The organism is Pseudomonas sp. GW823-FHT02E01 (genome assembly GCF_058797535.1).
Map to the genome: position 1 here is coordinate 81,553 of NZ_JBXAJS010000014.1, position 16,812 is coordinate 98,364.

The 16,812-nt window shown below is 55.8% G+C and carries 26 protein-coding genes and 1 tRNA gene; 13 read left to right on the plus strand and 14 right to left on the minus strand.

Features of this window, described 5'->3' with window-relative positions; translation table 11 throughout:
- Positions 1 to 20: 20 nt before the first annotated feature.
- From AC1RDQ_RS26270 to AC1RDQ_RS26290, 5 genes are all read right to left on the minus strand, one after another.
- Positions 21 to 521 carry a hypothetical protein gene (locus AC1RDQ_RS26270; protein WP_492588538.1) on the minus strand — a complete coding sequence of 167 codons (501 nt, stop codon included), beginning with the start codon at positions 519 to 521 and terminating at the stop codon, positions 21 to 23.
- Entirely contained in the window at positions 521 to 1,342 is an 822-nt protein-coding gene (locus tag AC1RDQ_RS26275) for a replication protein P (protein WP_492588539.1), read from the minus strand. The genes AC1RDQ_RS26270 and AC1RDQ_RS26275 overlap by 1 nt, the downstream gene beginning before the upstream one ends.
- Positions 1,342 to 2,088, minus strand: a complete 747-nt coding sequence (locus AC1RDQ_RS26280) for a DnaT-like ssDNA-binding domain-containing protein (RefSeq protein WP_492588540.1) — start codon at positions 2,086 to 2,088, stop codon at positions 1,342 to 1,344. Before AC1RDQ_RS26280 ends, AC1RDQ_RS26275 begins: the two co-directional genes overlap by 1 nt.
- Complete coding sequence (locus AC1RDQ_RS26285; protein ID WP_492588541.1) at positions 2,088 to 2,828, minus strand: phage antirepressor KilAC domain-containing protein; 741 nt, start codon at positions 2,826 to 2,828, stop codon at positions 2,088 to 2,090. The genes AC1RDQ_RS26280 and AC1RDQ_RS26285 overlap by 1 nt, the downstream gene beginning before the upstream one ends.
- A gap of 64 nt (positions 2,829 to 2,892) precedes the next feature.
- Entirely contained in the window at positions 2,893 to 3,324 is a 432-nt protein-coding gene (locus AC1RDQ_RS26290; RefSeq protein WP_492588542.1) for a phage regulatory CII family protein, read from the minus strand.
- A 194-nt stretch (positions 3,325 to 3,518) separates the two neighbouring features.
- On the opposite strand from AC1RDQ_RS26290, the gene AC1RDQ_RS26295 reads away from it, so the two are divergent.
- From AC1RDQ_RS26295 to AC1RDQ_RS26330, 8 genes are all read left to right on the plus strand, one after another.
- Positions 3,519 to 4,370, plus strand: a complete 852-nt coding sequence (locus AC1RDQ_RS26295) for a LexA family protein (RefSeq protein ID WP_492588544.1) — start codon at positions 3,519 to 3,521, stop codon at positions 4,368 to 4,370.
- Between the two features lie 158 nt (positions 4,371 to 4,528).
- Positions 4,529 to 4,780: a DUF1654 domain-containing protein gene (locus tag AC1RDQ_RS26300; protein ID WP_492588545.1), complete on the plus strand. Its 252-nt coding sequence runs from the start codon at positions 4,529 to 4,531 to the stop codon at positions 4,778 to 4,780.
- A 384-nt stretch (positions 4,781 to 5,164) separates the two neighbouring features.
- Positions 5,165 to 5,614, plus strand: a complete 450-nt coding sequence (locus AC1RDQ_RS26305) for a tellurite resistance TerB family protein (protein ID WP_492588546.1) — start codon at positions 5,165 to 5,167, stop codon at positions 5,612 to 5,614.
- The gene (locus tag AC1RDQ_RS26310; RefSeq protein ID WP_492588547.1) at positions 5,611 to 5,814 is read left to right on the plus strand and encodes a hypothetical protein; all 204 of its coding nucleotides are present in this window, start codon (positions 5,611 to 5,613) and stop codon (positions 5,812 to 5,814) included. Before AC1RDQ_RS26305 ends, AC1RDQ_RS26310 begins: the two co-directional genes overlap by 4 nt.
- Before the next feature lie 65 nt (positions 5,815 to 5,879).
- Complete coding sequence (gene csrA / locus AC1RDQ_RS26315) at positions 5,880 to 6,080, plus strand: carbon storage regulator CsrA (RefSeq protein ID WP_492588549.1); 201 nt, start codon at positions 5,880 to 5,882, stop codon at positions 6,078 to 6,080.
- A 150-nt stretch (positions 6,081 to 6,230) separates the two neighbouring features.
- Complete coding sequence (locus AC1RDQ_RS26320) at positions 6,231 to 6,503, plus strand: hypothetical protein (RefSeq protein WP_407516854.1); 273 nt, start codon at positions 6,231 to 6,233, stop codon at positions 6,501 to 6,503.
- The gene (locus AC1RDQ_RS26325; RefSeq protein ID WP_492588550.1) at positions 6,500 to 6,961 is read left to right on the plus strand and encodes a hypothetical protein; all 462 of its coding nucleotides are present in this window, start codon (positions 6,500 to 6,502) and stop codon (positions 6,959 to 6,961) included. The genes AC1RDQ_RS26320 and AC1RDQ_RS26325 overlap by 4 nt, the downstream gene beginning before the upstream one ends.
- A gap of 81 nt (positions 6,962 to 7,042) precedes the next feature.
- Positions 7,043 to 7,354 (plus strand): hypothetical protein, encoded by a 312-nt coding sequence (locus AC1RDQ_RS26330; RefSeq protein ID WP_492588551.1) that lies wholly within the window; start codon positions 7,043 to 7,045, stop codon positions 7,352 to 7,354.
- Here the strand turns inward: AC1RDQ_RS26330 and AC1RDQ_RS26335 are convergent.
- Entirely contained in the window at positions 7,351 to 7,605 is a 255-nt protein-coding gene (locus AC1RDQ_RS26335; protein ID WP_492588552.1) for a hypothetical protein, read from the minus strand. The two genes, AC1RDQ_RS26330 and AC1RDQ_RS26335, sit on opposite strands and share 4 nt — an antisense overlap.
- 101 nt (positions 7,606 to 7,706) lie before the next feature.
- On the opposite strand from AC1RDQ_RS26335, the gene AC1RDQ_RS26340 reads away from it, so the two are divergent.
- Complete coding sequence (locus tag AC1RDQ_RS26340) at positions 7,707 to 8,057, plus strand: hypothetical protein (protein WP_492588554.1); 351 nt, start codon at positions 7,707 to 7,709, stop codon at positions 8,055 to 8,057.
- Positions 8,058 to 8,669: 612 nt separating this feature from the next.
- Positions 8,670 to 9,353: a phiTE_072 family protein gene (locus AC1RDQ_RS26345; RefSeq protein ID WP_492588555.1), complete on the plus strand. Its 684-nt coding sequence runs from the start codon at positions 8,670 to 8,672 to the stop codon at positions 9,351 to 9,353.
- 26 nt (positions 9,354 to 9,379) lie between these two features.
- Here AC1RDQ_RS26345 and AC1RDQ_RS26350 read toward each other — a convergent pair whose 3' ends face one another.
- Positions 9,380 to 9,580 (minus strand): hypothetical protein, encoded by a 201-nt coding sequence (locus AC1RDQ_RS26350; protein ID WP_492588556.1) that lies wholly within the window; start codon positions 9,578 to 9,580, stop codon positions 9,380 to 9,382.
- Positions 9,581 to 9,738: 158 nt separating this feature from the next.
- On the opposite strand from AC1RDQ_RS26350, the gene AC1RDQ_RS26355 reads away from it, so the two are divergent.
- The 3 genes from AC1RDQ_RS26355 to AC1RDQ_RS26365 all read left to right on the plus strand — a co-directional run bounded on the left by AC1RDQ_RS26355 (position 9,739) and on the right by AC1RDQ_RS26365 (position 11,781).
- Positions 9,739 to 10,071 (plus strand): hypothetical protein, encoded by a 333-nt coding sequence (locus tag AC1RDQ_RS26355; protein WP_492588557.1) that lies wholly within the window; start codon positions 9,739 to 9,741, stop codon positions 10,069 to 10,071.
- A gap of 247 nt (positions 10,072 to 10,318) precedes the next feature.
- Complete coding sequence (locus tag AC1RDQ_RS26360; RefSeq protein ID WP_492588559.1) at positions 10,319 to 10,732, plus strand: hypothetical protein; 414 nt, start codon at positions 10,319 to 10,321, stop codon at positions 10,730 to 10,732.
- Positions 10,663 to 11,781 (plus strand): tyrosine-type recombinase/integrase, encoded by a 1,119-nt coding sequence (locus tag AC1RDQ_RS26365; RefSeq protein ID WP_492588571.1) that lies wholly within the window; start codon positions 10,663 to 10,665, stop codon positions 11,779 to 11,781. The genes AC1RDQ_RS26360 and AC1RDQ_RS26365 overlap by 70 nt, the downstream gene beginning before the upstream one ends.
- A gap of 69 nt (positions 11,782 to 11,850) precedes the next feature.
- Here the strand turns inward: AC1RDQ_RS26365 and AC1RDQ_RS26370 are convergent.
- The 7 genes from AC1RDQ_RS26370 to rpmI all read right to left on the minus strand — a co-directional run bounded on the left by AC1RDQ_RS26370 (position 11,851) and on the right by rpmI (position 16,770).
- Positions 11,851 to 11,927: transfer RNA gene (locus AC1RDQ_RS26370), tRNA-Pro, on the minus strand.
- Between the two features lie 89 nt (positions 11,928 to 12,016).
- Positions 12,017 to 12,373: a MerR family transcriptional regulator gene (locus AC1RDQ_RS26375; RefSeq protein ID WP_003179985.1), complete on the minus strand. Its 357-nt coding sequence runs from the start codon at positions 12,371 to 12,373 to the stop codon at positions 12,017 to 12,019.
- Positions 12,354 to 12,656 carry an integration host factor subunit alpha gene (ihfA, locus tag AC1RDQ_RS26380; RefSeq protein WP_002553164.1) on the minus strand — a complete coding sequence of 101 codons (303 nt, stop codon included), beginning with the start codon at positions 12,654 to 12,656 and terminating at the stop codon, positions 12,354 to 12,356. The genes AC1RDQ_RS26375 and ihfA overlap by 20 nt, the downstream gene beginning before the upstream one ends.
- A 3-nt stretch (positions 12,657 to 12,659) precedes the next feature.
- Entirely contained in the window at positions 12,660 to 15,038 is a 2,379-nt protein-coding gene (pheT, locus tag AC1RDQ_RS26385; protein ID WP_057715538.1) for a phenylalanine--tRNA ligase subunit beta, read from the minus strand.
- Between the two features lie 26 nt (positions 15,039 to 15,064).
- Positions 15,065 to 16,081 carry a phenylalanine--tRNA ligase subunit alpha gene (pheS, locus tag AC1RDQ_RS26390; RefSeq protein ID WP_007975711.1) on the minus strand — a complete coding sequence of 339 codons (1,017 nt, stop codon included), beginning with the start codon at positions 16,079 to 16,081 and terminating at the stop codon, positions 15,065 to 15,067.
- Positions 16,082 to 16,190: 109 nt separating this feature from the next.
- Positions 16,191 to 16,547: a 50S ribosomal protein L20 gene (gene rplT, locus AC1RDQ_RS26395; protein WP_007905879.1), complete on the minus strand. Its 357-nt coding sequence runs from the start codon at positions 16,545 to 16,547 to the stop codon at positions 16,191 to 16,193.
- 28 nt (positions 16,548 to 16,575) lie between these two features.
- A complete protein-coding gene (rpmI, locus tag AC1RDQ_RS26400; protein WP_002553160.1) occupies positions 16,576 to 16,770 on the minus strand; it encodes a 50S ribosomal protein L35 in 195 nt (64 codons plus the stop codon).
- Between the last annotated feature and the right edge of the window lie 42 nt (positions 16,771 to 16,812).

Below are 16,812 nucleotides of genomic sequence, written 5' to 3' on the forward strand. Positions count from 1 at the left end.
GATTACCATGCGCTTGCCCATTAGCCCCCCTTCAGCAGAGATTGCAGCAGCTTGAATTTTTCGAGTGCGTCAGCGTTGGTCTCGCGCTCCGCCTCGACGGAAAGCGCCACCTCCTCGATACGTGCAGCCAGCTTTTTCATGCGCTGCCCGACCTCCTCGGCAAAGCTGATGACCTCACCAGACAGCACCGCCAACGTATCCAGAGCACTGACCTCGGCTTTATTGATGGCAATGACGGCCGGCTTGGTTTCTTTTGACATGCTCTGCTCTCTCGGGAATTTGATGGTGATGGCAGTACGCTGGAAATGCCCGTTAACGGGTTCGCGAATGAGACCTGCCTCCTTCAACTCACCCAAGCCGCGACGGACAGCCGGGAACTGGGCCCCCGTGGCTTCGGAAACCATCAACGAATTGAAAATGTCGTGGGCACTCCAACGCTCCTGGATTGGCACGACTTGGAACACCTTACGGGCAAGTGAAGATTGCCCGGCGAGCATGTTTTGTTGCTTGGCTGCATTCATCAGAAGCCACCTGTGGGATTGAATGGATCAGGGAGGGAGTTCAAGCGAGCACGTGGAAGCGAGGCGTTTTGCTGTTCGCGTTTTCCCGGGTCACTGGCAAAACGAGCCAGCAACTGGACGCGGGCGACCTTGCCGTCAAGCGGGATCGACTGTTGCGACATAGTCATCAACAACCGCGCCTCGCCGTACTCTTCCGCGAGTTGCATTTCGGGCTTTTGCGAGTCGTGGCCGATGCCAATGGCGATGTCTTCAAGCGGCTGTCCGCTGACCAACATCCGGATGGTGATGTCATAAGCGCGATCAAAGACCTTGCTGGCCTTCTCGGAAACCAGGCTGTTGAGGTTATGCATCTCGCATTGAAGCGCGGCATGACGTACCGCCGGGTGCGACCACTCGCGGGAAAATGCTCGGCTCGGGTCCAAATTGACCAGCGCTTCACGGAAGGCCTTATCGTGCGAAGGAATGCCCAGCATTTCAGGCGTTGGCTGACACCACTTCACAAACTTGCCGACGCTCGGCGCGAAATCGCCGCCGTGCTGTCGGCAGTTCTGCAAGCCGTACCGAATCTGCTCGAGGGTATTGATCCCGGCTGCAATGAATGCCTTCACCCAGCTACGTTTTGCAGCGCGTAGGGCTTCATCATCTGGCCAAGCTTGCTTCCACGCGGGGAAGATCGCCTGCAATTCCTTGAACAGTGCGTTAACGACGTCAGCGGTACCAGGGGGCAATTGTTTCGGTTGCTCCAGCGTCACAGGCGGCAGGTTGCCCATCTTGCTCAGCAACTGGTTGGCGCTCTGGGGGACGTGTTTGACTTGGCTCATCACAAATCACCCAGATCATCAGACCAGGTCGTGTCGTCGAAATCCGGGCCGTTGACCTGCTTTACGGGAAATTGCCGAATGTTGGAACTGGCCGTTTGGGCAACATCACGCTTGATCCACTTCACGAGCAGGCTGACCCAGGCTGCTTGCGTCTCGAAACGACCACTGGCGGTGTAATGGCAAACGAAAGCAGCCGTGGCCTCCGCGGTGAACGTCGTCAACGGTAGGGCCATCCGTAGTGCGTATGCCTGCAAGAGCTGTTGATCAGGCACCCACTCAAGCGACATCTCGACTGCCGCCGAACGATCGCTCGCGCCTGGAGTGTTGTGTTGATCTTTATTCTTCTCTACATCTTCTTTAGGTAACGCATTGCTAACGCTTGGAGCGTTACCTTTGGCGTTAGCTGCTTTGTGGTTGGCTACCCTTTTGGCTGTGAGAAGCCGGTTTTTGGCGGTTTTCCCGTTGTGACGCTCGAAATGCGGCAGGCTGATAACGCCATCTACTTCATGCATCCATGCCACCGTCTTCATGTGTTCGCAAAAACCGATAACGCCCACTAACCGATCGAGTAACTTTTTGCTAACGCTCGGAGCGTTACCGTTTTCCGTCTGCTGGTCGAACCAACCCCATACACGCATCAATTTGCCCACTACCGCATCCGGGTCGATGTCGGCTAAGTCAGCAATCTGGCAGACCTCAGGCTTGTCCAGGGTGGTGAGTTCGAATTTGATCCAATCGCCGGCCATTACTTGGCCTCCTGCAAAAGCTCAGCAAGACGGGTAAGGCCTTTCGGAGTGACCATTGGGTCGAATGTAGCTCGCTTGATGCCGGTTTCCGGATCAGGCCTCAGGGCTGTGACTTTGTGAGTCATGTAGCCAGCGGTAATGCGTGGCTGAAAGGCAACCCAGCGTTTGGAGCCCTTGCAGCGGAAAATCCAACGATGCTGCTCAAGCCAGGCGAACAACCTCGCAGGCTGGATCTGTAACTGTTTGGCAGTGTCGGTGATGCAGATCGCTCCACCGGCCGCCGCCAGATGTTTGATCGCGGCAACTTTTGGTGCCTGATCGAAAATGACCAATCGCAGCGACTGGTTGTCCCTTGCTTGGTCAGCGGCTGCCTGCAACGCTTCGGCGTAGGTCGCCGGGATCTGAAATTGACTGAACTGGGCTTCGAGATCCTGCCAGCGATCAATAATTTTCGCGCGCAGTTCGACGCTGTAGCCCGAGACCACCACCAAGGTGTCACGTTGAGATAGCAAGAACTCGCGATAGATCTGACCGTTTTGTGGGTGGACGTAGGGGGTGTCGTTTGACGAAACGACACCCTTGGCAACGAGTCCCCGGACTGTTTTCAGGACGTTGTCGTGCGTGCTGCCAGTCAGCTCGGCGATCTCGCGTGAAGACATGGTGTGACATGACACGCTTTGCGATTCACTGAAACGTGTCACGACATCGGAGGTATTGCTCAAGACAATGTGGCTGTGCATAATCGCCGCTCTCTAGTTTTGCGAATCAGCCGACCTTCTCCGTCGGCTTTTTTGTACCTGTGATTTAGGCGACCTTCACTGCTGCCTCAATGGCGTCAACCTCGCGCCGGACATGCGCGATTTCTTTACAGATCCCCGCTTTCTCGATCTGTGTTACGCGGCCATCTACCAACGCGTTATGTACAGCGACCGTCAGATCCGCGAACTCCTTTCCAACAAGTGCTAGCGCGGCAGGAAGGGTTCTCACCTCAGTAACTTCCTTCGCCACCAGCGAGTACCCGAACTCATCGAGTAGCGCGTTGAGAACAATCGCCCGGGACTCGACAGAGAGATGGGTGAGCACTTGGCCGAACATCTCTAGATTCATCCGATGCGCCTCACGATTCGGATTGGCGCAGTCAAGCAACCTGGTCTCATTCACGCCCATACGTTTTGCTAGGGCGGTGCCGCCATCAGCCTTTACTTCCCGATGCAGTGTTCTTTCGAAATGTTCCATTGCGAAAACCTCAGTTCGTCTCGCGTAGCGTTAAGCCATTACCGGTATCAAAATATTTCTCAAGGGGCTGGAGCGATTCGAATATCGATTCAAGCCACCATTTCGGCCCATGGAAAAGCAGGGCAAAGGTCCTCTTTTTTGAAGTTCCCGTCGGTCAAGGCTTCTGCCCGTTTGGCAATAACAGGAGACATTCCGTGCTTACCCCGGACCCAGCCAGAAACTGTGCTTTGATCGACTTTGAGCTTTTCTGCTGTGGCCTCCTGCGTCCCGAAGAAGGCAACAAGGTCTTTGAAAATGGTCTTCATACTACGCCCACTTATGTGAATACCCATATCGTAGATCATGGGCATACCACTTTGCAACGATATGGGTTCGCCAGTAATAATCGAAAGATGGAATATAAAGAACGAATCAAGGCCGCTCGACGGCACGCCGGGTTTACCCAAGCTGAGCTAGCAAAGCTCGTGGGAATCGATCAGGCATCTATTTCTGATCTCGAACGGGGGAGATCACAACGCTCCTCCTATAACGCGTCCATTGCGAAGGCTTGTGGGGTTTCCGCCATTTGGATTGAGAGTGGGTCTGGCCCGATGGTTTCAGACAATACCGAACAGCCCAACGTAAAAGACGTGGTTCAACCTCAGATGCTTTATCGATATCCAGTGATCAGCTGGGTTTCAGCCGGGTGTTGGGAGGAAGCGGTGCAGCCATACCCCGACGGTTTTTCAGACAGATATGAAGTATCTGACTACGACTCCAAAGGACCTGCCTTTTGGCTTGAGGTAAAAGGCGATTCTATGACCGCCCCCGCAGGCGTCAGCGTTCCTGAAGGAATGATGATCCTGGTAGACACCGAGGCTGATGTGAAACCTGGCAAGCTTGTTATTGCCAAATTACCCGCGAGCAACGAGGCGACATTCAAGAAGCTGGTGGAAGATGGCGGCATTCGTTATCTGAAGCCGCTGAACCCAGCTTATAAAATGGTCGAGTGTGATGAAAACTGCCGCATCATTGGAGTAGCAGTGCGTATGACCGGAAAGCTCTAGTACGCCGCTCGCTGCTATTCAGGTGATGAACAAGCCCGCACTCAGCGGGCTTTTTTTCGAGCTAAACCCGAAAGAGTACAAACGCGCTCTTTCCGGATTGCTGCCTTATCTGGAACTAAATACTGTCTATCCATAATGAAAAACAAAGGAAGACAGGAATGAATCATGGCGCTACCGGCATTACCCACACGCTTAACAACTACGAACAAGTCGGCCGTCGTATTCAACGCCTGGTGTCCGATCCAAACGTGCAAAAGGTACGGACAATCAAGATTGCCAGACGCGCCGACGAATCCCCCGCGGCATGGGAACGAGTGATCCAAGAACTTGAGGAGACTGACGGGATCACTGTCGAGCGCTTAGAAGAAGACAGCGTGAAGATTGGCTGGCAGAAATACGCCGACCTATAGAAGGAGCCCGCGATTAGCGGGCTTTTTTACGCCCACAAGGAATTTTATGGGTTTACCCATTGACTCAAATTATGTGTACGCCTATATTTTACCCATGCCGACACATAACCGGCTCAGCAGCGAAAGCCTCGCCACTCTTTAACAATCAGCGCAACAAACAACAGACCGCATTGCCTCTACCGGCGACCGGCGAACAGACAGGCCCGAAGGCCTGCCCACGCTAGGAATAACCTGGACGGCTGCTCGATGGTGAAACGCCAGAACCGTGTGAATGACCCGGCAAGCAATGCGCCCCGCTCCTCCGGCGGCAATAGGACGGACAGCATCACTACTGCACCTTGGCGACAGGGTGCAGCGGGATGCAATCCCACCAGAGGAAACACCATGTTCGGAATGAAAAAACTCTTCGGCAAACAAGTCGGCAATGCCCAAGCCGAAATGAAGAAGGTCGTTAACCGCGACTTGATGCAGGCCATTGTCGGTGGCGGCCTTTTGGTCGCCGCGGCCGACGGAGAGATTGAAGCCAGCGAGGTTTCTAAGCTGGATGAGTTGATTCGCTCCAACCCGAATTTGACGCATTTCGGCAGCGAGATCACCGAAACCATCAATCGTTTTACAGGTCCATTGAACGCCAATTTTCAAGTAGGTCGATTGGCGATCAAGCGGGAACTGGCCGACATCAAAAACGTTCCGGCCGACGCGGAGGAAGCCTTCGTCAACATTCTTGCCGTTGCCCAGGCTGATGGTCAGATCGAGCCAGCAGAGTTGGTGGTGCTCAAGGAAATAGGCATGCACTTCGGTCTGCGCCTGGCTGACTACGGTATCGAGGCGTGAGGTACGCGACAAAGGTTCTGCTGATCCTGCTGGCACTGATCGTCGGCTGCATGTTGCTGAGCGGTCTTGCCTCGTGGGCCACTTGCTCTTACTACGGCTTCCAGACAGACCGAGAGACTCGCTACGCCGCCATTGTTGGCTGCATGGTGAAGCTCGACGGCGCGTGGTTCCCACGCAATGAAATCCGCGTAATGCAGTGACGTTTCACTGATGCCGCTTCTTACAAGGCGGCATTGGGAAACCTACTCACGCAAGGAAATGGACAATGCTGATTTTGACTCGCAAAGAAGGCGAAAGCATCAACATAGGCAACAACATCACGATCACAGTGCTGGGTGTCAGCGGCAAACAGGTACGTATCGGAACTAGCGCACCGAAGGATGTCCAGGTGCATCGAGAAGAAATCACCCAGCGCATTCAGGCGGGTTTGTCGAAGTGCGCGATGGAACCACCTGCGATCACTTAAGCAGGTCTTTGTGACGCAAACATTGGCCCGGTTCCGATCGGGCTTTTTTACGCCTGCAATTTATCCATCAGCCCCCTTCCCTGCCCAATGGCCACCAGCAGGTGGTCGGACTGCTGATGAATACACCTAACCTACTCCGAGGGATCAACCATGCATCCATCATTTCAAGAACGCATCGATGACCTCGGTGTGCCGCTGCAACAATCAAGTGCCGTCCGGGTCGGGTACTTCGCCCGTATTGGACAACCAGCCCCAGCCAAACCGGTGCGCTACCAAATCGCCGGCGGAAGCTTCGGCATGTACCAGATTAAAGACCTCACCACCGGCAAGACTTGCGCCTTCAGTGGTACCTACAAGGCCGCTCACGTCCTTGCCATGCAGTTCGAAGCAAAGGCCAATCGCCAGATAGCAGTGACGCTATGAAAAAGCGAAAGCCTAATAACATGCGTACCCGGTTAGAGCGAGCGAGCCGGGCACTGCTCAATGCCAATCACGTCGCGGTGGTCCACATCGACCCCAGCGGACGCCAAGGGATGATCAACAGAAAGAGCTGCAAGAGCATCCCGCCAGGGCAGCGCATGGCAGAAGCAGTCTGCGACATTGCCCACCGCTGGACGATCTATGTCAGCGTCCAGTGTCGCGATCAACAAGGGCACCGCTACACTAAATCAGTAGAGGTTGCTCCCCAAGGCAACTATCTGGCCGCGCACCTCGAAGACGCGATCGAGGTCACCTACAAAGACCTGGTCGCCGAGAGCAATCCGAATCATCGGGTTGCTTCGGGCTGGATCGCCATTCCCGCCGAAATATCGCTGACTGAAGAGCAAGCCGCCCAGGTGTTCGACACCGTGGGTGTCTGGAATCAGCAGAGGGCACTATGAGAAGCATCAGCAACCAAGTGCGCCAGCGTCGAAGACAGACATGGCTGGATCTACCGGCCCACGGAATTGAAGAGGCAGGTCATGGCCAAGAGCAACGCGGATATTCAGCGGGACAAGCGCGCCAAGGAGAAAGCCTTACTGGGCCGGATTGGCGCCGAGAAGCGATCGTTGATTGTGTCGAAGGCATTAGATGATGCACTTCATATTCTGGGCGAGCGGCACGACTTCGAGGAATGGCAGGAGACGGTGACGACGTTCCTGATCAACCTGGCCGCCGCGCCTCCGGAGGAATCCGCCCGCTTTGCCAGCATGTCGCGACCTGAAATCGTAGTTTCTGAAAAGTGGTCGCGACAGCTTGAGAGGTTCGCAGAGACCGGCTCCCAGAAAAATTAAATGCTGCTTGGTGGCAGCCCATCAAAATCGATTGGCTGCGTGTGGACGAACAGCCCGTCTTGCAGACCAATAACTCTGGAAAGCACAAGCGCAGGAGTGTCTAGATCAAAGTAAATGATGTATTCGTTGCTTTCGCCCTTCCTTTGGATGCAAGTGACAAAGCGCTCCATCTCCTTGGGAGTGAGCCCAATAGCTTCACCAATAACTCTCTTTCGCCGAACTTCAGATTTCTCTTCAGGCTGGTTCTTCACGGCGAAATACTCAATTGTTATCTAATGAAGCGTAGATCAAAAAACCATCACCCCACTGTCGCATCCGGTCACGGAGGGCGGCGCCTGCATTGGAGAACACCATGGATCTGGAAATCAGGGCGCTTTACCAGTGCGGCGCTTGTCGCGAAATCCACGACGACGAGGATGGCGCTATGGAGTGTTGCCGGCCAGACATCATTGAGTTGTACGAATGCCCGGTCTGCAAGAAGCATCACGACGATGAAGACGATGCATTCACTTGCTGCTGCGTCGACGCTAACAAATGCCCCTCCTGTTACCGGGACTACGCCTCGATTTCACTTTCGTATCAGGCCATCAAAATTGCCGGTCACTGCACCACCTGCAACCCGATGTTCACTATTGACCAGCAGATCACGATCCAGGATCAGCACTATCAGAAAACAGGCAAGCGCGAGCACTTGCACGACTGACCCGCCCTCACCTATTGCGCTGAAGGACTGGCTCAGGTCCGTAGGCAATCACTCGCCACTGCGCGAGATCGGCGATCAGGCGAAGACCTGCGCGAGCATCTGCCTCCAGCCTTTCAGGCGGAAGACTGAGCAACCGCACAACCTCTTCACCGATCAGCCTTATCGCTTCCACATCGGTTTTTGTACTCATCGCAGTCACCGTCAGGTATGCGCCAGGTGCAAATCATCAACCCAATTTACGAATCACGCCAGCCGGCGAGAAAGGAAGATGATAGAGGCATGGCGGCAGCTTAAACCTGGATCAGAACGCTAGCCTGCTGCGAATCAATAGTTGGGATCAGCCCCGAGCCCTGTTGATGTGCGAGCCAGGCCCGAGTCAGCTTCACGTCGAATCGCCAGCCATGGGTTTCCATCCAAACAAGCGCTGTATGGGTAATTCGATAGTGTCCGCACTTCGCGCATGCTCTTTCCTGGTAATCATCACCAACATCGACGTCCGAAGCAGGCTCATCGCAAATTAGGCATTCCATATCTACCTCCATTGGCAGACCCCTAACTATAGACGATTCCCACCCCTCCACCGCCCGGGCATGCCCCGGCAAAGGACGCCCCATGCCCACAGAAAACAAAACGGCTGAGCTGATACAGGTTGAGCGCTCGACAGTCACGAAGCTGGTGATCACCGGCGCGCCACGGCTAGACCCGATCACGGTGTTCCTCGAGGACTTCGGTCGCCGGGACTGCCCCACCGACTCCAACCCGAACTACCAGACCGCCCAGGGCAAGATCACGATCAACTGCTGGGGCAAGAGCTGGAACGCCTACTGGGACGGAATGGGGCCGCGCACTGTCGCCGAGTTCGTCGCCGATTGCGGCTGGGATTACGTCCTGAACTGCCTGGATCGCGGTATCAGTTCCACCGTGTTCAGCGGTAATGCGCTGCATGCCTTCGCCAAGAAGTGCATCGTCCAGCGCCGACGGCAACAGACCGGGCGCCATGACTGGGAGCTTGGCGAGCTGAGCAAAGGAGAAGCGCGCGAGCTTTGGCACGACATCGAAGCTCTGCGCAGTATCGAGAGTTTGAACGAATGCTGGCACCACAGCAGGCTGTTGACCGAGCTGTTCGGCGAAGAATGGCATTACTCCATCGATGGCAAGGCTGTCGAAGAAAACCACAAGTTCACGTACCTACGCCGGGTTGTCGAGGCAGTTCAGCAGGCACTACGCCAAGAACTACAGGACGGCATGCCGGTTGTGAATACCCATGATCTGGTATCGATGGAGAGTGCAGGATGAGCCGACTGAGGTGGCATCCTGTGATCTCAGGCATCCGGCTTGTCGACCGGTTCATTAAGAAATGAACTCCAGGCCTCGTAAGCATAGCGGTGCCTTTCAGTGGCTATATCCCACTCAGGCCCGGAGGCATGTCGCGAGGAAACCAGCATCATCATGCTCGTCGTTGCAGCGTCCAACTCAAGAAGCAGCTTGTACGAATCAAACCTGAATTGGTCGACGGATGTCATGCTTTCTTTCCCTAAGTGGTACGCACCACCATTGAGAGACGATTGCCCCTTATACGGTTGAGTGTATGCGCAGTAAATAATTCAACGCGGGCTATGACTGGCCCGATCTAACTCCCTCCCTCTTCAAAGTCAGCCGCTATGGCGGCAAGGACGAAGTCATGCCTGAAGAAAATGTTTTGATCCAGCCGCAGCCTGCTGAACGCGATGTTGATGGCTGGTGGTCCCACCCCGACTACCTTTCGGAGTTCGACGACGAAATCACAGAAGCACAGTTCCAAGAATGGTGCCTGCGCCACCAAGTGGAAACGAAGGTCACCCACATGGAAAACGACGTCGACGCCGACGTGTTCGACGCCTACATGAATGACGGTCAGGTCGATTGCTCGGCCTGGGAGATCCAGCACCCTACCGAACCAGGCTGGTTCATCCTCTCCATTCATGACGCTGAGGATGGTCCTGTCTGTGTCTGGGGCCGGAGGGTGACGCCATGATCCTGCTCGCAGAGCCAGCCCTCGCCTGGTTCGCCTACGTCTACAGCTACAAGGGGCCGCGGTGATGGGTGTTCACCCCGTCAGCTATCTTCAGGGGAGAAAGCGTGTACGCAACTGGCGGGGCGAACCAATAAACCGTAGCTCACCCGTTCAGCTCGCCTGACGCCCCCTATCTGATTTCACAATCCACCTACCGGCCTGCCGATGAATGGCGAGCGACGGTGGCATTCGCCTTAGGAATCCCACCATGGGTAACGCAACAGCAGCAAAGGTTTCAAGCATCCCGCCGAGGTTCATCCGATTCATGGATGCACCAGGCTATCTCGGCATGTGCCGGGACGAATTCAACAAAACGGTCAGGCCAAACGTTCGTGAATTCCCTATCGGGAAACAGGGCGTGGCGTTTGATCGTATCGAGCTCGACGAATGGGCGGACGCCTACATCGAGAGCAAGTCGATTGAAAAGACCGTGAATCAGGACAACAATCGCCCTCGCAGCGAGCGCCAGGGTGAAGCCAAAGGAGGTAAACCATGGCGAGAAAAGCGATCTCTGGCCTCTACCAGAAAGGTGGAGTCTGGCAAATCGACAAAGTGTTCCGAGGCGAGCGCCTTCGAGAGAGCACTGGAACTGGTGACCGGCAAGAAGCCGAGCAGTACCTGATTCACCGGCTGGAGCAACTTCGACAGCAGAAGGTGTACGGCGTCCGCCGCACCCGAACTTGGGAGGAAGCGGCGACAAGGTTTCTGATCGAGAGCAAGGACCAACCCTCGATCAAGTTGACGGCGCATCACCTGAAGCACCTCCATCCGTACCTCAAGGACCTGCCATTGACGCACATCGATGACCAGGCACTTGAACCGTTCGTGAGGGATCGTTTGAAGGGAATGGTGTTGCCGGACGGGAAGCAGTTGAAGCCGGTGGCGCCTCGAACGATCAACATCTCGATCGAGCGGGTAATTCGGGTTCTTTCGCTTTGTGCAAGGAAGTGGCGGGATGAAGAGCGCAGGCCCTGGCTTGATTCGGTGCCGATGTTGGCCAAGCTGGACCTGAAGAAAAAGGTGCGTGAGCCCTACCCCATGACATGGGAAGAGCAATCAATCCTTTTCGGGGAATTGCCGGCGCATCTGCAAACGATGGCCTTGTTCAAGGTGAACACAGGCTGTCGAGAGCAGGAGGTCTGCAAATTGAGGTGGGATTGGGAAATCTCGGTACCGGAACTCGGCACCATCGTATTCCTGATTCCGTCCGACTTTGGCGGCCGAAACGAGCGGTCAGGTGTGAAAAATGGCGATGAGCGACTGGTCGTACTGAACAGCGTGGCGAAATCGATCATCGATAAGCAGCGCGGTCAGAGCAAGGACTGGGTTTTTCCGTACAACGGCAACGCGATGCATCGTATGAATGACTCAGCCTGGAAGAAGGCGCGGGTGAGAGCGGCGAAACTCTGGCAGGAGGAAAACCTTCGCCCCGCTCACCCTGGGTATGCATCCATCAGGGTGCATGACTTGAAACACACGTTTGGCCGTCGCCTTCGGGCGGCAGGCGTCACACAGGAAGATCGAAAGGCCTTGCTGGGACACAAGAACGGCAGCATCACCAGCCACTACTCGGGCGCTGAACTCGGGCATCTGATTGAAGCTGCAAATATGGTATCAGCAACCGACTCACGGGGCCCGGTGCTGACGATCCTGAAGAGGAAAACAGGATGAAGTCCCGAAAAAGTCCCCACCAATGAAAAAGCCCAACTGGCTAGAGTTGGGCTAAGTCATTGAAAAATATGGTCGGGACGGAGTGATTCGAACACTCGACCCCTAGCACCCCATGCTAGTGCGCTACCGGACTGCGCTACGCCCCGACTAGGCGTGAAACCCATCCCCCATCTCGAGGAACGCTCAAGAATATATCGCAAGCTTTTGAAAACTGGAAGTATTTAAAAGCGAGAATTTATTTCTTGAGTACCACCAGAACATCTTCGAGCTCGGCGATCATCTGGCGGATCATTTGCTTGTATTGGGTGGTGTCGTCTTTGGCTTCATCACCGGACAAACGCAGGCGCGCTCCGCCGATGGTGAACCCCTGATCGTAAAGGAGCGCGCGGATCTGCCGGATCATCAGCACGTCCTGGCGCTGATAATACCGGCGGTTTCCGCGGCGTTTGACAGGGTTGAGTTGAGGAAACTCCTGCTCCCAGTAGCGCAGCACGTGTGGTTTTACCGCACACAGCTCGCTGACTTCACCAATGGTGAAGTAGCGTTTGCCCGGGATGACGGGGAGCTCGTCGTTATGACTTGGTTCCAGCATAAGCCTCAACTCGGGCCTTCAACTTCTGCCCTGGACGAAAGGTGACCACACGGCGAGCCGTGATCGGGATTTCTTCCCCCGTTTTCGGATTGCGGCCAGGCCGCTGGCGTTTGTCCCGAAGGTCGAAATTGCCGAAACCGGACAATTTGACTTGTTCGTTGTCTTCGAGAGCGTGCCTGATTTCTTCAAAAAACAGTTCGACCAATTCCTTGGCCTCCCGTTTGTTCAGGCCCAGCTCTTCATACAGACGTTCCGCCATCTCAGCTTTCGTCAGAGCCCCCATACGTCACTTCCTTAACGTGGCGTTCAACCTTTGTTCGAGCGAGGTGAGGATGTTTTGCGTTGCGGTATTCACCTCATCGTCATTAAGAGTGCGCGATGGATGCTGCCAGGTCAAGCCGACTGCGAGGCTTTTTCTATCAGGATCAATGCCTTTACCCTGATACACGTCAAATAGCCTGAGGTCTGTCAGCCATTCGCCTGCATTTTCACGGATTACGTCCAGTACAGCCGTGGCTGCAACGTCTTTGTGCGCAATCAGTGCAAGGTCACGACGCACTTCAGGAAAGCGCGATAACTCGTGGAATTTTGGCATTTTGCCCGACGCCACTTCCGCCAGAACCAACTCGAAGACGAAGACCGGACGGTCGAGACCGAGGGTTTTCGACAATTCAGGGTGGATAGCGCCAATGAAGCCGACCAGACGACCGTCACGTTCGATGCGCGCGGTTTGACCCGGGTGCAGCGCTGGGTGCTTGCCTGGCACGAAAGTGAACGAATCCAGGGCACCGGCAAAACCCAGCACCGCTTCCACGTCTGCCTTGACGTCAAAGAAGTCGACGGTATCGCGACCCTGCGCCCAGCCTTCCGGCAGGCGACTACCGCAAACGACACCCGCCAACATCGGCTCTTGCTTCAGACCTTCAAGCTGGCCAACGAAACGCAGGCCGCTTTCGAACAGACGCACGCGATCCTGCTGACGGTTCAGGTTGTGCTGAAGCGCCTTGACCAGACCCGGCCACAGCGACGAACGCATGGCAGCCATGTCATTGGAGATCGGATTGGCCAGCAGCAACGGCTCCACACCCGGATTAAACAGTTCGAACTGTTTCGGATCGATGAAGCTATAGGTAATTGCTTCCTGATATCCACGGGCAACCAGCAGGCGCCGCAGTTCAGGCAGGTCGCTACGAGCTTCTGCCTTGGCTTGCGGCGCCAGACGCGCTTGCGGATAACGAACCGGCAAACGGTTGTAGCCATACAGGCGTGCCAGTTCTTCGATCAGGTCTACTTCCAGGCTGATATCGAAGCGATGGCTTGGAACTTCTACACGCCACTGCCCTGCCCCATCGGCAGTAATGGTCAGGCCCAAGGCGTTGAGCAGACGCTCCACCTCAGCCGAATCCATTTCCATACCCAGCATCTGGGTAATACGCTGGGCACGCAGGGTGATCGGAGCAATTTTCGGCAGGTGCTGTTCGCTGACGGTCTCGATGATCGGACCCGCTTCACCACCGGTGATTTCCAGCAGCAAACCAGTCGCGCGCTCCATGGCTTCGCGGGCCAGCTGCCAGTCCACGCCACGCTCATAGCGATGGGATGCATCGGTGTGCAGGCCATAGGAACGGGCCTTGCCTGCAACGGCGATCTGGTCGAAGAAGGCGCTTTCCAGGAACACATCACGTGTGGTCGCGGAAACACCGCTGTGCTCGCCACCCATGACGCCGGCAATTGCCAGTGCGCGGGAGTGGTCGGCAATCACCAGCGTATCGCTACGCAGGCTGACTTCCTGGCCGTCGAGCAGCACCAGCTTCTCGCCCTCTTCAGCCATGCGCACACGGATGCCACCGTTGATTTCAGCGAGATCGAAGGCGTGCAGCGGCTGACCCAGTTCCAGCATCACATAGTTGGTGATGTCGACGGCAGCGTCGATGCTGCGCACGTCGGCACGACGCAGACGCTCGACCATCCACAGCGGCGTTGCTTTGGACAGGTCGACGTTACGGATCACACGCCCCAGGTAACGTGGGCACGCGGCGGGCGCCAGCACTTCTACCGAGCGCACTTCGTCGTGGGCGGCAGGAACCGAAGCCACCACCGGACGGACCACCGCAGCGGCGTACAGGGCACCCACTTCACGGGCCAGACCGGCCAGGGACAGGCAGTCACCACGGTTCGGGGTCAGATCGACCTCGATACTGGCGTCTTCCAGGTCCAGGTAAACGCGGAAATCCTCGCCCACCGGCGCATCGGCCGGCAGCTCCATCAGGCCGTCATTACCTTCACCGACCTGCAGCTCGGTTTGCGAGCACAGCATGCCGTTGGACTCGACGCCACGCAGCTTGGCTTTCTTGATCTTGAAGTCGCCTGGCAGCTCGGCGCCGATCATGGCGAAAGGAATCTTCAGGCCCGGGCGCACGTTTGGCGCACCGCAAACAACCTGGAAGGTTTCCGAACCGTTGCTGACCTGGCACACGCGCAGTTTGTCGGCGTCCGGGTGCTGCTCGGTGCTCAGCACCTCGCCAACGACCACGCCACTGAAAACACCGGCGGCCGGCGTAACGCTATCGACCTCAAGACCGGCCATCGACAGACGAGCAACCAGCTCGTCGCGACTTACCTGCGGGCTAACCCAGCCACGCAGCCATTGTTCACTGAATTTCATCCTGCTCTCCTAAGAATTCGTTACGACTAGCGAAATTGCGCGAGGAACCGCAAGTCGTTGTCGAAGAACAGACGCAAGTCGTTCACGCCGTAACGCAGCATGGCCAGACGCTCTACGCCCATGCCGAAGGCAAAGCCCGAGAACTCTTCCGGGTCGATCCCGGACATGCGCAGCACGTTCGGGTGAACCATGCCGCAACCCATCACTTCCAGCCAGCCGGTCTGCTTGCAGACGCGGCAGCCTTTACCGCTGCACATCACGCATTCCATGTCGACTTCAGCGGACGGCTCGGTGAACGGGAAGTACGAAGGACGGAAACGCACCGCCAGTTCCTTTTCGAAGAACACCCGCAGGAACTCTTCGATGGTGCCTTTGAGGTCGGCGAAATTGATGTCGCGATCGATCAGCAGGCCTTCGACCTGGTGGAACATCGGCGAGTGGGTGATATCGGAGTCGCTGCGGTATACACGGCCTGGGCAGACGATGCGGATCGGCGGCTGTTTCGACTCCATGGTGCGGACCTGTACCGGCGAGGTATGGGTGCGCAACAACATGTTCGCATTGAAATAGAAGGTGTCATGCATCGACCGGGCCGGGTGGTGGCCGGGGATGTTGAGCGCTTCGAAGTTGTGATAGTCGTCTTCGACCTCAGGGCCTTCGGCGATGCCGTAGCCAATACGGGTGAAGAACTGTTCGACGCGTTCCAGAGTACGGGTAACCGGATGCAGACCACCGGAGGTCTGACCACGGCCAGGCAGGGTCACGTCAATGGACTCGGCGGAGAGTTTGGCAGCCAGATCGGCTTCTTCAAACAATGCCTTGCGCGCATTAAGGACCTCTGTGACACGCTCCTTGGCAACGTTGATCAGCGCACCGACCTGCGGACGCTCTTCTGCCGGCAAATTCCCCAGGGTCTTCATCACCTGAGTCAATTCACCCTTCTTGCCAAGGTAGTGAACCCGGATTTGCTCCAGGGCATTGATATCTTCAGCGCTTTGCACAGCCTCTAGAGCTTGAGAGACGAGCGCATCCAGGTTTTCCATGTACAGACTCCAGATACAAAATAGGGGAAGAGCTTGAAGGCTCTTCCCCTATTTATGACGTTTAACACCTGACCCCACAGATGCGAGGCCGGGTGACTGTCGGGGGTACTTAAGCCAAGGTGGCTTTAGCTTTCTCGACAATCGCAGCAAACGCCGCTTTTTCGTTCACTGCCAGATCAGCCAGAACCTTACGGTCGATCTCGATGGACGCTTTTTTCAGGCCGGCGATGAAACGGCTGTAGGACAGACCGTTGATACGAGCACCAGCGTTGATACGAGCGATCCACAGAGCGCGGAACTGACGTTTTTTCTGACGACGGTCACGGTAGGCGTATTGGCCTGCCTTGATTACCGCTTGCTTGGCAACACGGAATACGCGGGAGCGTGCGCCGTAGTAGCCTTTAGCAAGTTTCAGAATTTTTTTGTGACGCTTACGGGCAATGACGCCACGCTTTACACGAGCCATGAGTTACTTCCTCTATTCTTGACTAAAATTAACGAAGGCGCAGCATGCGCTCGACTTTTGCCACGTCAGACGGATGCAGCAAGCTGCTACCGCGCAGTTGACGCTTACGCTTGGTCGACATTTTGGTCAGGATGTGGCTCTTGAAAGCGTGCTTGTGCTTGATACCGTTAGCAGTTTTCAGAAACCGCTTAGCAGCACCACTTTTGGTCTTCATTTTTGGCATGTTCGGATACTCCGCATTCAGTTGATAAACATAATCAGAAGG